Here is a 12399-nt window from a genome sequence, read left to right on the forward strand (position 1 = left end):
GCCGATGCTCGACATCACCCTGCTCCGCAAAGACCTGGATGCCGTGGTCGCCCGGCTCGAGGCGCGCAAGACGCCGCAGCCTTACCTGGACGTCCAGGGCTTCAGGTCCCTGGAAGCCGAGCGCAAGACCATCCAGAGCCGCACCGAGGAACTGCAGGCCAGGCGCAACCAGCTGTCGAAGCAGATCGGCCAGCTCAAGGCCAGGGGTGAGTCGGCCGACGCCGTGATGGCCGAGGTCGCCGGCATCAAGACCGAACTCGAGCGCTCCGCCCATCGCCTGGATGAAATCCAGCCCGAGATGCAGGCGCTGCTGCTGGGCATCCCCAACCTGCCGCACGAGAGCGTGCCGGTGGGCGAGGGCGAGACCAGCAACGTGCAGGTGCGCGCCTGGGGCACGCCGCGCGCCTTCGACTTCCAACCGAAGGACCACGTCGACGTGGGCGAGCGGCTCGGCCTGGATTTCGACACCGCCATCAAGCTCAGCGGCGCGCGCTTCTCGGTGATGAAGGGGCCGATCGCCCGGCTGCACCGCGCCATCGCCCAGTTCATGCTGGACGTGCAGACGCGCGAGCACGGCTACACCGAGTGCTACACGCCCTACATCGTCAACGAAGCCACGCTGCGCGGCACCGGCCAGTTGCCCAAGTTCGAGGCCGACCTGTTCGCCGTGAGCAAGGGCGGGCAGGAGGGGCTGTCGTCGGACGAGCAGCAGGCGCTGTACCTGATCCCGACCAGCGAGGTGTCGCTGACCAACTTCGTGCGCGACGAGGTGCTGGCCGAATCGCAACTGCCCATCAAGCTGACCGCGCACACGCCCTGCTTCCGCAGCGAGGCGGGCAGTGCCGGCCGCGACACCCGCGGCATGATCCGCCAGCACCAGTTCGACAAGGTCGAGATGGTCCAGGTCGTGCACCCCGAGAAGAGCTACGAAGCGCTGGAGCAGATGACGGGACACGCGGAGGCCATCCTGCGCAAGCTCGGCCTGCCTTACCGCGTGATGCTGCTGTGTACCGGCGACATGGGTTTCGGTGCCGCCAAGACCTACGACCTGGAGGTCTGGCTGCCGGCGCAGGACACCTACCGCGAGATCAGCTCCGTCTCCAACTGCGAGGCCTTCCAGGCGCGCAGGCTGCAGGCGCGCTACAAGACCGCGCAGGGCAAGAACGAACTCGTCCACACGCTGAACGGCTCGGGCCTGGCCGTGGGGCGCACGCTCGTCGCCGTGCTCGAGAACTACCAGCGCGCCGACGGCTCGGTCGAGGTGCCGGAGGCGCTTCGCCCCTACCTGGGCGGCGAATCGGTGCTGGTCCCGGCGCCCTGATCAGCCTGCCGGCTGCGCTAGAATGCGCGGCTTCGCACCACGCGAACCGAATTCAGGAGCGGTGGCAGAGTGGTCGAATGCGCCGGACTCGAAATCCGGTATACGGTTTTTCCGTATCGAGGGTTCGAATCCCTCCTGCTCCGCCAAGACGCCCCAAGCAAGAAGCCCCCTCGAGGGGCTTTTTCATTGGGAAAACAGGAGGTTTGTCACTTCAGGCCGTCTCAGGACATCGCACATAATCGCACCATCTTGGTTGGGTACGAAGTTGGGTGCCGCCATGCCGCGAAAAGTTGCTGAGATGTCACCGCTGGCCGTGCGTCGACTGACGAAGCCAGGTCACTACGTGGTCGGCGGAGTCGCCGGTCTGGCGCTGCAAATCTCCGATACCGGGGCGCGATCATGGGTGCTGCGGGCGCGCATCGGCAGCCGACGGCGCGACATGGGCTTGGGCGGCTACCCGGACGTGGATCTGGCCTTGGCACGTCAGAAGGCGCGTGAGGCGCGCGACCTCATCGACAAGGGCGTCGATCCGATCCTCGTGCGCCGGGAGGCGAAGAGCGCGCTGCTCGCGAAACAAGCGTCGCACAAGACCTTCGAGCAGTGCGCAACCGAGTTCATCGACGCCAAGTCCGCCGAGTGGCGCAACACGAAGCACGCGGCGCAGTGGACCAGCACCCTCAAGACCTACGCGTATCCGCACATCGGCAAGCTGCTGGTCTCTGACGTCGGTGTGACGCAGGTGCTAGCCGTGCTCAAGCCGATCTGGACGGTGAAGACCGAGACGGCAACTCGCGTGCGCGGACGGATCGAGCAGATCTTGGACTGGGCGACCGTGCAGCACTACAGGCAAGGACCGAACCCCGCGCGTTGGCGCGGGCACCTGGATAAGCTGCTGCCGACGCCGGGCAAGGTTGCTCAGGTGAAGCACCACAAGGCGCTGGCGCTGGACGAGGTACCCGCGTTCTACGCAGCGCTGAAGCTTCAAACGGGCATCGGCGCACGCGCCCTGGAACTCGCCGTCTTGACCGCCGCTCGGTCGGGCGAGGTGCGCGGCGCGACATGGCCTGAGATCGACCTGGGCCAAAAACTCTGGACCGTGCCCGCCGGACGCATGAAGGCCGGCAAGGAACACCGCGTGCCGCTGTCTGATGCCGCGGTTGCCCTGCTGACCGACCTGCCCCGAGTCGAGGGCACTGAACTTGTCTTCCCGTCTGCGAACAAGAAGCTCCTGAGTGACATGACGCTGCTGGCCGTGATGCGGCGCATGAAGGTCGACGGCGTGCCGCACGGTTTTCGCTCGAGCTTCAAGGACTGGGCCACGGAGCGCACGCAGTACTCGCGCGAGGCGGTGGAGATGTCACTGGCACACACCATCGGCGACAAGGTGGAAGCGGCCTACCGACGCGGTGACTTGCTGGAGCAAAGGCGCAGGCTCTTGGCAGACTGGGCAGCCTACCTGGGTAATAGCGGCGCGATTTCGCGCTGAATGCGACCGCGTGATGTTCTTGGGCTACGACCAGCCGCTGTACCAGAACGTCGCCACTCAAAATCCTGGTGATCGGCCAAAAACTGATCGAAAAATCAAGGACTTAGGCAGTTGTTTCGCCACGCGCACTCGCGCCGGGACGGCTGCGGGCCGCGCACAGTCGCAGCAGCCGTAAGTCTCTGATTCTTCAGGGACATTCCTGTCTTTTAACTGCTGCACGCCGCTGCCGCGCGCTCCGCCGCGCACCTGGCGCCTTCCTAGCATCTCGCTTCGCTTCATGCGGATGCCATGGAACACAAGCCCATTGACTTCGACAAGCTCTCGGACGACGCGTTCGTTCGCGAAGCTGACCTGGTGCGCAGTCGTCGTCACACTGCCGCCGCACCCGTTCTGCCGTTCAGCAGCCCGACGCTCTGGCGCCTGGTCGCGCGTCGTGCTTTCCCGCAGCCCCACAGGCTCGCGGGGCGGATCACGGCGTGGAATGTCGGTGAGGTGCGCGCCTGGCTGCGTGACACCCGTTCGAGTGATCCCCGGCGCTGCAAGACGAGGAGGCGGTAGCCATGGACCTGGAGTTCAAGAGGCACCCGCTCAGTGAAGCGTTCCCCGACATGTCGCCGGAGCAGTTCGAGCACTTCAAGAGCGACATCGAGAGGAACGGCCAGCGGTGGCCGGTCATCCTGCTCGACGGAATGGTCCTCGACGGCTGGCACCGCGCGAGGGCTTGCGCCGCGCTCGGACGCAAGGTCGAGGTTGAGAACTACATCGGGAACGATCCGGGATCGTACGTGCTCTCGAACAACTTGTACCGGCGCAAGCAGTTGTCCCCGTCTCAGCGTGCCTACGCCGTTGTGGCTTGCAAGGCGTGGCACCGCAGGGGGCAAGGTAAATCGGAAGCGACTTCCGATCTGACGACGAGCGCCGAGATGGCCGCGGAGGCTGGCACCAGCGTTCGCACGATTACCGACGTGAAGAAGGTGATCGACACGCCACTCGCCGAAAAGGTCCGAACGGGGGAAATGTCCGCCAGCAAGGCGGCGACCGAACTGCGTGTACGGCAGGAGCGTGAGTGCGCTGACGCGACCGGAGGAGCAGCGCCCGCCCAAACAATTCGAGTGCGCTCGCGCTCCGCGGCGGAGGAGATCGACGCGCTGCGGCGATGCAATAAGGGACTGACGGATCTCCTCGAGGCCGTCACCGCCGAGCGTGATCGACTGGCCAGTGAACTGGCGGCGCTGCTGCGTGCGCCCGAGCGTCGGATCGACGCGGAGGATGCCAGTGAAGCTGCGTGACTACCAGCAGGCCACGCTCGAAGAACTGCGTTGCGCGGTGCGCAGCGGCCACCGGGCCCAGATCCTTTACTTGCCGACCGCCGGGGGCAAGACGGAGGTGGCCATCGAGCTGATGGTCGCTGCCACCCGGCGTCGCCGGCGGGCCGCCATGGTTCTCGACCGGATCATCCTGTGTGAGCAGACGAGCCAGCGGCTCGCGAAGTACCAGGTGGACCACGGTGTTCTGCAGGCGGGTCACTGGCGTTATCGCCCGCACGAGCAGATCCAGATCTGCAGCGCCCAGACGCTGGAGAAGCGCGGAAGCTTGCCGGGTGTCGAATTGCTGATCGTCGATGAGTGCCATGCCCAGCGCCGGATGATCCGAGACTTCATCCGCGCGAACCCCGACGTTTGCAGCATCGGACTCACGGCCACGCCTTTCACGCCAGGCCTGTCGGCGACCTACTCCCACGTGGTGTGCGGAGCCACCACCCAGGAGTTGGTCGCGCGCGGCTATCTCGCACCGATTCGCGTGTTTGTCGCCAAGGAAATCGACATGACCGGCGCGCAGACCAGTCGCGGCGAGTGGACTCCCGCTGCTGTTGCCACGCGCGGCATGCGGATCACCGGTGACATCGTGCAAGAGTGGATCGAGAAGACGCATGAGGTCTTCGGCGGGCCGCGCAAGACGATCGTCTTCTGCGCCAATGTGACCCATGGGACCGAGCTCGCGCGACAGTTCTCGGAGGCTGGCTACAACTTCGTGGCGATCAGCTACCGGGACACGACGGAGTTCAACCACGCGGCAATCGAGGAGTTCCGGAAGCCCGATTCGCGCGTCCATGGCTTGATCGCCTGCGACATCCTGACGAACGGGTTCGATGTCCCGGACGTGATGATCGGCATCTCGGCGCGCCCGTTCAAGAAATCCCTTTCGGCTCACATCCAGCAACTCGGGCGCGTCATGCGCAGCTGCGATGGCAAGCCGTTCGCGCTCTGGCTGGATCATTCCGGCAACTTCGTGCGTTTCCGAACTGCCTGGGAGGAAATCTATGCCAACGGCGTGGACCGCCTCCGAGAAGACGTGGAGCGGCCACTGCGCGAACCGACGCCAGCGGAGAAGCAGGAGTCGTTCTGCTCGTCATGCGGGCATCTCTGGCCGTTGTTCGGGGACACGTGCCCCAACTGTGGCCACGTGCGCGAGCGGCGCTGTGACGTGATCGTCACGCCGGGCGAGATGCAGGAACTGCGGTCGACCGTACCTCGCGAGACGCGCCAGGCGTGGTTGAGCGGGCTGCTGACGATCGCCAACGAGCGAGGGCGTAAGGATCCGCGGCGCTGGGCGCTCGCGAAGTATCACGAAAAGTTCAACGAGTGGCCGAGCGGCTTGGAGGACGTACCGCGGCCTCCCACGCCGGAGTGTCGCCGCTGGGTGACATCGCGCGACATCGCGTGGGCGAAGCGACGGAGGATCGCGTGACGACCTTTGTTGATTTCGCCCGCAGCTTCGGGATCATCATCGACGCCGAACCGCCCCTGGGCGAGTGGCGCCGACTGCCCACCGTCGACCATCCGAGGCTGAAGAACGGTGCCGTCCGCTTGATGGGCGACTACGGTTTTGCCCAAAACCACGCCACCATGCCGCGTCCCGCATTGTGGCGGGGTGAAGTAAGCCAGCCGCCGGGAGCCGTCCCGTTCGACCGGCGGGTCATTGAGGACAGGCTCGCCGAGGACAGGGCCGCGGCTGCTGAACTCGCGGCCAAGATAGTGAGCCGGTGCTCACGCGCCACGCACCCGTACCTGGCGCGCAAAGGCTTCCCGGACACGCTCGTAAACGTCTGGGTCAGGAACGGCGTCCGCCTGCTGGTTGTGCCGATGTATGCCGACCAGGGACTTGTCGGCTGCCAGCTCATCAGCGAGAACGGCGACAAGCGCTTCTTACGCGGCCAGCAGGTGGCCGGGGCCACGTTCACGTTCGACAGCGGCGGTCCGCCGGTGCTGTGCGAAGGCTACGCAACAGGTCTGTCGTGCCAGGCGGCATTGAGGGCGCTGCGTGAACGCTATCGCGTGGTTGTCTGCTTCAGCGCGGGCAACCTCAAACGTGTCGCATCACATATGCAACCAGGCCTCGTCGTCGCGGACAACGATGAGTCGGGGGTGGGGCAGCGTGCCGCGATTGAGACCGGATGGCCCTACTTCGTGCCACCCACGCCAGGTCACGACTTCAACGACCTCCATCAGGCGGTGTCGCTATTCGAGTGCTCGCAGGCGCTCCGCGATACGCTTCAACAGCTCAGGGGACGCCATGGCTAAGCACGACACGTGGATGCCCTTCTACCCTGCGGACTACCTGCGGGACACCATGGACCTCACGACGGAGGAGCACGGAGCGTACCTGCTGTTGATCCTCGCGGCATGGCAAGAGGGTGGCGCACTCGACAATGACCAGGAGGCATTGCGACGAATTACGCGATTGTCGAAGGCGCAATGGGATCGAGCACGGCCTCGACTGCAGCGCTTCTTCGAAGTTGCCGGCGGCAAGTGGCTGCAAAAACGGGTCCGGCGGGAGTGGGAGAAGGCGCGCGCGAACACCGAGCGCAAGTCGCGCGCCGGTACGGTCGGTGCGAAGGCGAAGTGGCGCCACGTCCAAGGGGAGGACGGAAAGTGACCCGCTTCCGCCGCTACCGAACAACTAACGCATTCGATGGCAGCCGCATTGCGACCGCATGCCAGGCGCACTGCGATCAGAGCGCGACCGCATGGGTGAGGCAATTCGGCTGCATTGCGACCGCAGCGCGGCACACAAGTCCCTGGCTTGCGATCGCATTCGCCGCCCTTTGCGGTTGCAAGAAGTCGCAGTCGCCCCTCGCATCCCGTTGAGCATGCACCTTCACCTTCACCTTCACCTTCACCAGATTCGCTAACGCTCATCTGAATACCGGCCATGAAGAATGAAATCAACACTACTGCGATCAAGTCGCGCAACCGCGCACGCATGCCAACCGTCGCCAAGCTGGTCGATGAATATCGTGAGGTGTTCCCGGGCCTGAAGGTAACGTACGCTTCTGAAGGCGGCGTCACGCTGGGGCGCTGTCCGAGAAGCGAAAAGGTTTTCCGGATCCCCTCCGGCTACTGCAAGCCTGCTGGAGGATGGCGATGATCAGAGTGCTGGTTCCGATCAAGACGATCAGCGAACTGAATGCGCGCTGCCACTGGGCAGCGCGAGCGCGGCGCGCCAAGGTCCACAGGGAGAGCACGTACTGGGCGCTCATTTCATGTGGCGTCGGGATGCTGCCGTGCTCGGTAACAATGACGCGGCTGGGCGCGAAGGACCTGGATGGTGACAACCTGCAAGGAAGCCTGAAGGCCACACGCGATGGCGTTGCTGACTGGCTGAAGGTCGCCGACTCCGACCCGCGCGTCACGTGGATCTACGCGCAGCGGCGCCCCGCGCGCCGCGGCACCTACGCGGTCGAAATCGAGGTGCGGCCGTGCGCGCAAGCAGCCGGAGGGTAAAGCGTTGTGAACACCCCCAGTCTTTTCGACGATGACACCGGTGAGGCCCCGCCCGCTGAAGGCTGCCACTACGGTTTCAAGGTCGTTGGCATTCCACCCGAAGCCCGAGAGCAAGCCATGCGCCAACATCTGGCGGCTCGGGCAGACGGCACTTCTGCGGCTGCGTGGGATGAAACTGCATGGCGGGCTTCAGCGCCCATCCGGCCGGTTTGCGCCAGGCGCTACGCCTTGCGCGCAGCCGCGGAGGCTTGCCGGGTGCTCGCGCAGCGCGCCGGCTGGGAAGCAGTGGAAGTTCGCGAGGACGTGAGGCGAGCCGGAGCCCGCAGCGCGCGGGGGAAGGTGCGTTCCGATGGCTAACCAGCGTGTTGAACTGCACGTGTTGCAGAGCATCGAAGCGGACTACCGTGCCGGTGTGCTGTCGGTTCGATGCATCGCTAGCAAGCACCGGGTCAGCGAGGCTGCCGTACGCAAGTGGGCGAAGAATGCGGTGGACGCGGAGGGGCGTGCCGCTCCCTGGACGCGAGACCTGAAAGCGCGAGTCATGGAGCGAGCCAGGGAGATCCTCGCTGCCGATCCAGGAAAAAGCGAAGCCCACGTGCTCGCTGGTGTGCGCACCGCTCACGCGGGCGCGAGGACAGTTACGCAAACGCGAACCACGAGGCAAGAAGACGAGATCACCGGCCTTGCCAGTAGAGCAGTGGTTGAGGTCGTGCGCGAGCAGCGCGTGCGACTGCATCGTGCCCGGACTCTGATCGAGCAGTTGGGCGATCTCATTGGCTTTGCCGCCGAAAACCGAGACCTGCTCCAGCAGATGGTCATCGAGGAAACTGAACGAGACCCGACGCCGCGGCGCAGGCGGTCAATGCTCCACGCGATTAGCTTGGCCGCGCATGCCGGAGCGGTGCGCGACCTCGCAACAGCGATGCAACAAGTGATCGCCTTGGAGCGGCAGGCCTACGGACTGAAACCGGTCGACAACCCGATTCAAGCGCCAACCCCAGAGCCGATGACTCAGGAAGATATTGATCGCAAATTCGAGGAATTGCGCCGACGGTTTGAGGAGCGCCTGAGACCCTCTTAGGGCCCCGGCGAACGAGCGGCTCGCGCCGCGGAGTCATCATTCACCAGACTCTGGGTCATGCCGCGCTGCCGCCGAGCGGCCTTCGGATATGACGTAGTCGTCGAATTTTTCAGGGTCGACAAACCACCGGCCGGTGATCATCAGCAGTGCGCCAGCCTGGATGAGGGCTGGCTTGTGTCGGCGCAGGAACCATGCCAAAGACGTCTTCGAGGGAAAGACGTGCTCACGCTCTGCTCCATACGCTTGGAGCGTCTTGAGTCGCAGAAGCTGGTCGCTCACGCAGCGATTCTCTCCGGCAAACAGTGTGCTGAGCACGGCCCGGCAACCCCGCAAGCGCGCGGAGCATGGAACTCACGGCGGAGATTACCTCCGCCGAGCACCGCCGGCCAAAGCTGCGGCGTAAAAGGCGAAGGCCGCGGCCCCGCCGTCCCACCCAACATCTCGACGGAAAAACAATCCCGGCCCGTAAGCGACAGGTGAGGTGCTTCGGCCGTGCGCGCCCGTGCAGAAGGGTTCGTAGCGCTGGTTCGGGGCAGTCGAATGCCAAGCCGCAAAGGCGTTGGTGCTCGCTTTACGCCTGGACGCTCCCGTTTGAAGCCAACGGACCGCGCTTGAGTGCATTGAAGCGGGGAATGAGACCAACCTCGCTGCTCACCCGTGAACTTCGCTGGTGGTGGTGCCGGCCGCCGGCTTGCCGACTTCTGGCGGCGCCGCAGGAAGCAGCACGGTCAGTATCTTGGAGTCGCGCTCCTTGAATCCAATCTGCAGGTCGCGTGCCACTTGCTGGAAATTCTTGATCATGACGGCAAGGGGGCCAGGAACGTCACCGGCGAAAGTATCGAGGTATCGGTCTGCAAGTTTTCTTTCCTGGTTTCTTCCTTGCAGCAGCCGCTCGCGGAAGAACATGTGGCGGATCCATTGACGCATGAGCGGCTCCGGTGTTGGGGAGGGCAAGCCGATTCCCTTGAGCAGCGACCAGGTTTGCCTTAGTCTCCACAGCTCGCGCGGGTTCGTGAAGCCGAACTCTTTCGCGTATTCAACGAATGCCTCAACCTCATGCGCTGCTGCGTCGCGGGGAGTTATATCGGTTTCCCTTGGCACCTCGGTGGGCGATTGGGCGGCCGATGCGCTCGGCTGTTCAAAGATGTGGACACGGATGTACCGCTCGACCGCGTCGGAAGAGGGATCCTCGAGCACCACGCTGGCGTTGAACACCTTACCGAGGTAATCGCGGGACACTTGGCTCGCTTCACGATCCGCGATGCCGAATTCGGAGAAGAACTTCCCGATCGCCGCGTATGCGATCCGGTGATCTAGAGCAACGATCACCGACACGCCGGGTATGTGTGCGACGAGTCGGACCGCGTCGAACACCTGCTTGATCGCGCCCGGGGTACAGCGATCTAGATCGTCGACGACTACGAGAAGCTGCTTTCGGAGGCGGCCACCCTTGTTGCGCAATGCGAGCTGGCAGAGGTCCTCCAGCGTCCTTCCAATCTCGTGCGCCGTCCCCAGTTTCTCAGAGAAGTCAGGGAGCAAAAACTTGTCCTTCAGCGCTTGGTCTTTAGCGGCCTTCTTGAAGGACTCCATGAGCCCCTTGAACACTGCCACGTGCGCCGCGACCCATCCTATGATCACGGTTGCCGTGCCGGTAATGGATGTTGCAAGCCAGCTAAGTCTTGAGTCCGACAAGATGGCGTAGCCGAGGAATATGAGTGTCAGCAATAGCAACGAGGCCGGCCACGCAAACGGCACGATGTACGTGAGCAGCCAAAGCTTCAATCCGTCGCTCGCTGACTTCGCCGTTTTCGCGATCGCGCTGCGCACACGCGCCTTGCGCGCCGCCGAGATTTTCAGCGCGATTCCAAGCTGTTGAAAGAACCCCATCTGACCGATCAGTGCATCGACGACGCTCTGCGCAAGCGCAGCACCCATGTTGTCGACGCGTTCATGCTTCCAGGCGTTGAACTCGGCACACTCGAACGGCACTGCGGGATTATTGAGCTGCTGGCGCACAAGGTGGATCAAGGTCGATTTGCCGGCGCCCCATGCACCGAAGAGCGCCACCGCGAGCGGCTTCTCGTCTCGCCTCCGAACAAGAAGCTGCGCCAGTGCAGCCGCGATCTTCTCGCGCGAGAGCGCGTCCGCTTCCGCGACATCTTCCGCTCGCGAAGCATCTTGTGCAACCTGCACGAGCACGATGCTCGCAGTTGTTGTAGGCGGGGTCGAGGTACCGGGTGATCCGGAGGTCGCCCTGCCATCGGGTGTGCCGCGGTTGCTCGCCTGACCCGTGGCCATTCGAGTCACCGTCCCATCATGCTTGGAGCCCGCTGATCCGACCTCGTTCACCTGTGCCGGGCTGCTTACTGAGGCCTCCGGCCGGTCTGAGGCTTGCACGGTGTCGCTCACGCGCAACTGGAGGTCCTCACCAGCCGAAGTTCTCTCTGCTGCATTCGCCAGCGACTCGAAAGCGTGGCGGCTTCCGGCGTAGGCCGCTGGTGGTGGCAATGGGGGCCGCGGTGGTGGAGGCGAGGGCGATACCTCCATCGATCCTGTCTGCGGCTGCACCGTCTGTCCGCCCAGAGGAACATTGACGCTGGACGCAGGCGATTGACCTAATCCCCTACTTGGCTCCGAGCTCGCGTCCGCATCATTCATTTCGAGTCCTCCTCTCTCATCGCCAAGAGAGCTTGCTGCCGCATTGCTCGGCTGTCAACGGCAAACGGGCGGAATCTCTGGAAGGCGGGGTTGCGGACGAGGAGGATTCCCCATCGCCACGGTCCTGAGTAATCTACGGTTCGCGACCTAAGCGGTCGCGCTGACAGTACCTTGCGAGGAAGCTACCCAGGAAGGCGGGCAATTTGCTCGCTGGCTCTGTCCAAGCTGTGCCCCAGCGAGTTTTTTGTTCAACGGAGAATCCGTGCAAACACGTTTGAGGACCCTCACCTGGAATCTTGACCATAGAGCTGCGCATCGCGCTGTTCCCGAATGGGTACTCGACGAAATCGACCGACATGCGCCGGATCTGGTCGTTCTCACAGAGTTCGTGGCGGGTGACAGCAATGTTGGGTTCATTTCAGACTTGCGCGCTATCGGACTTCAACATGCTTTGATCTCGACGCACGTGCCCCGTCAAAATCAAATATTGGTGGCGAGCCGATTCGCGTTGGCGCTCGGCCCACTGCAGGCGCCCCCCATTCATCCGTCTGCACCTCCGAACTTCTTGCACGTTCTTTTCCCGCAGCTGGAAATGCAATGCCTAGCCGTGCGAGTGCCGTATGGTGGTGACTTCAATGTTTCGCACAAGCGGGCCCTATGGGATTGGTTGGCTCAAAGTGCTGCACCACTCGCGAAGTTGAGGGCAATCCTCACTGGCGACCTGAACACGGATCCCGGAGACCCCTCGAATCAGTGCGGGGATTACTTGCAGCGCCTCGTGGGGTTGGGCTGGATCTGCGGAACGCCTTCGGCTGGAGCCAGCTACGGCGGGCCGTCAGGCACCCGCAGAATCGATCATCTCTACGTGAGCTCCGGAATGAAGGTGAATGGACCTCAGTACGATTGGTCGTGGATCGACAAGTCTAGGGGAAAGAGGGGGCATCCTGATCATGCGATCCTCATTTCCGAGGTACTGATCCCGGCGTAGCCCTTGCGATCCGGGTGTGCGCCGCGACTGAGCGTAGCTCTCCCCGCGCTTGAAGCGATAACCAACTGACGGCGTCCGCGG

At 63.8% G+C, this 12399-nt stretch carries 13 protein-coding genes and 1 tRNA gene; 12 read left to right on the forward strand and 2 right to left on the reverse strand.

Annotation, left to right across the window (positions count from 1 at the left end; translation table 11 throughout):
* Positions 1–4: 4 nt before the first annotated feature.
* The 11 genes from serS to V6M57_RS15875 all read left to right on the forward strand — a co-directional run bounded on the left by serS (position 5) and on the right by V6M57_RS15875 (position 8672).
* Positions 5–1321, forward strand: coding sequence for a serine--tRNA ligase (serS, locus tag V6M57_RS15825; RefSeq protein WP_332815958.1), 1317 nt, complete (start codon positions 5–7; stop codon positions 1319–1321).
* A 55-nt stretch (positions 1322–1376) separates the two neighbouring features.
* Positions 1377–1467, forward strand: a tRNA-Ser gene (locus tag V6M57_RS15830).
* A 152-nt stretch (positions 1468–1619) separates the two neighbouring features.
* Positions 1620–2807, forward strand: coding sequence for a tyrosine-type recombinase/integrase (locus tag V6M57_RS15835; RefSeq protein ID WP_332815959.1), 1188 nt, complete (start codon positions 1620–1622; stop codon positions 2805–2807).
* A gap of 288 nt (positions 2808–3095) precedes the next feature.
* Positions 3096–3365, forward strand: coding sequence for a helix-turn-helix transcriptional regulator (locus tag V6M57_RS15840; RefSeq protein WP_332815960.1), 270 nt, complete (start codon positions 3096–3098; stop codon positions 3363–3365).
* Positions 3366–3367: 2 nt separating this feature from the next.
* Positions 3368–4096: a hypothetical protein gene (locus tag V6M57_RS15845; RefSeq protein ID WP_332815961.1), complete on the forward strand. Its 729-nt coding sequence runs from the start codon at positions 3368–3370 to the stop codon at positions 4094–4096.
* A complete protein-coding gene (locus V6M57_RS15850; RefSeq protein ID WP_442968839.1) occupies positions 4077–5555 on the forward strand; it encodes a DEAD/DEAH box helicase in 1479 nt (492 codons plus the stop codon). The genes V6M57_RS15845 and V6M57_RS15850 overlap by 20 nt, the downstream gene beginning before the upstream one ends.
* Positions 5552–6388, forward strand: coding sequence for a toprim domain-containing protein (locus V6M57_RS15855; protein ID WP_332815963.1), 837 nt, complete (start codon positions 5552–5554; stop codon positions 6386–6388). Before V6M57_RS15850 ends, V6M57_RS15855 begins: the two co-directional genes overlap by 4 nt.
* Complete coding sequence (locus tag V6M57_RS15860; protein ID WP_332815964.1) at positions 6381–6743, forward strand: YdaU family protein; 363 nt, start codon at positions 6381–6383, stop codon at positions 6741–6743. The genes V6M57_RS15855 and V6M57_RS15860 overlap by 8 nt, the downstream gene beginning before the upstream one ends.
* 276 nt (positions 6744–7019) lie before the next feature.
* On the forward strand, positions 7020–7235 hold the full coding sequence (locus tag V6M57_RS15865; protein WP_332815965.1) for a hypothetical protein: 216 nt from the start codon (positions 7020–7022) through the stop codon (positions 7233–7235).
* A complete protein-coding gene (locus V6M57_RS15870; protein ID WP_332815966.1) occupies positions 7232–7591 on the forward strand; it encodes a hypothetical protein in 360 nt (119 codons plus the stop codon). Before V6M57_RS15865 ends, V6M57_RS15870 begins: the two co-directional genes overlap by 4 nt.
* Positions 7592–7940: 349 nt before the next feature.
* The gene (locus tag V6M57_RS15875) at positions 7941–8672 is read left to right on the forward strand and encodes a hypothetical protein (protein ID WP_332815967.1); all 732 of its coding nucleotides are present in this window, start codon (positions 7941–7943) and stop codon (positions 8670–8672) included.
* Positions 8673–8708: 36 nt separating this feature from the next.
* On the opposite strand, the gene V6M57_RS15880 is transcribed toward V6M57_RS15875, so the two are convergent.
* Positions 8709–8951, reverse strand: a complete 243-nt coding sequence (locus tag V6M57_RS15880; protein WP_332815968.1) for a hypothetical protein — start codon at positions 8949–8951, stop codon at positions 8709–8711.
* Positions 8952–9323: 372 nt separating this feature from the next.
* Positions 9324–10871, reverse strand: a complete 1548-nt coding sequence (locus tag V6M57_RS15885; RefSeq protein ID WP_332815969.1) for a KAP family P-loop NTPase fold protein — start codon at positions 10869–10871, stop codon at positions 9324–9326.
* A 721-nt stretch (positions 10872–11592) separates the two neighbouring features.
* Here V6M57_RS15885 and V6M57_RS18545 point away from each other — a divergent pair.
* Complete coding sequence (locus tag V6M57_RS18545; protein WP_442968840.1) at positions 11593–12318, forward strand: endonuclease/exonuclease/phosphatase family protein; 726 nt, start codon at positions 11593–11595, stop codon at positions 12316–12318.
* Positions 12319–12399 lie beyond the last annotated feature (81 nt).

The sequence above is a fragment of the Ramlibacter sp. genome (genome assembly GCF_036676645.1).
GTDB lineage: Bacteria > Pseudomonadota > Gammaproteobacteria > Burkholderiales > Burkholderiaceae_C > Ramlibacter.

What these genes read in the sequence shown, in the direction of transcription:
- V6M57_RS15835 (WP_332815959.1), top strand. Translation starts at nt 1,620, where the DNA reads ATGTCACCGCTGGCCGTGCGTCGACTGACGAAGCCAGGTCACTACGTG.
- V6M57_RS15840 (WP_332815960.1), top strand. Translation starts at nt 3,096, where the DNA reads ATGGAACACAAGCCCATTGACTTCGACAAGCTCTCGGACGACGCGTTC.
- V6M57_RS15865 (WP_332815965.1), top strand. Translation starts at nt 7,020, where the DNA reads ATGAAGAATGAAATCAACACTACTGCGATCAAGTCGCGCAACCGCGCA.
- V6M57_RS15875 (WP_332815967.1), top strand. Translation starts at nt 7,941, where the DNA reads ATGGCTAACCAGCGTGTTGAACTGCACGTGTTGCAGAGCATCGAAGCG.
- V6M57_RS15850 (WP_442968839.1), top strand. Translation starts at nt 4,077, where the DNA reads ATGCCAGTGAAGCTGCGTGACTACCAGCAGGCCACGCTCGAAGAACTG.
- serS (WP_332815958.1), top strand. Translation starts at nt 5, where the DNA reads ATGCTCGACATCACCCTGCTCCGCAAAGACCTGGATGCCGTGGTCGCC.
- V6M57_RS15860 (WP_332815964.1), top strand. Translation starts at nt 6,381, where the DNA reads ATGGCTAAGCACGACACGTGGATGCCCTTCTACCCTGCGGACTACCTG.
- V6M57_RS15845 (WP_332815961.1), top strand. Translation starts at nt 3,368, where the DNA reads ATGGACCTGGAGTTCAAGAGGCACCCGCTCAGTGAAGCGTTCCCCGAC.
- V6M57_RS15870 (WP_332815966.1), top strand. Translation starts at nt 7,232, where the DNA reads ATGATCAGAGTGCTGGTTCCGATCAAGACGATCAGCGAACTGAATGCG.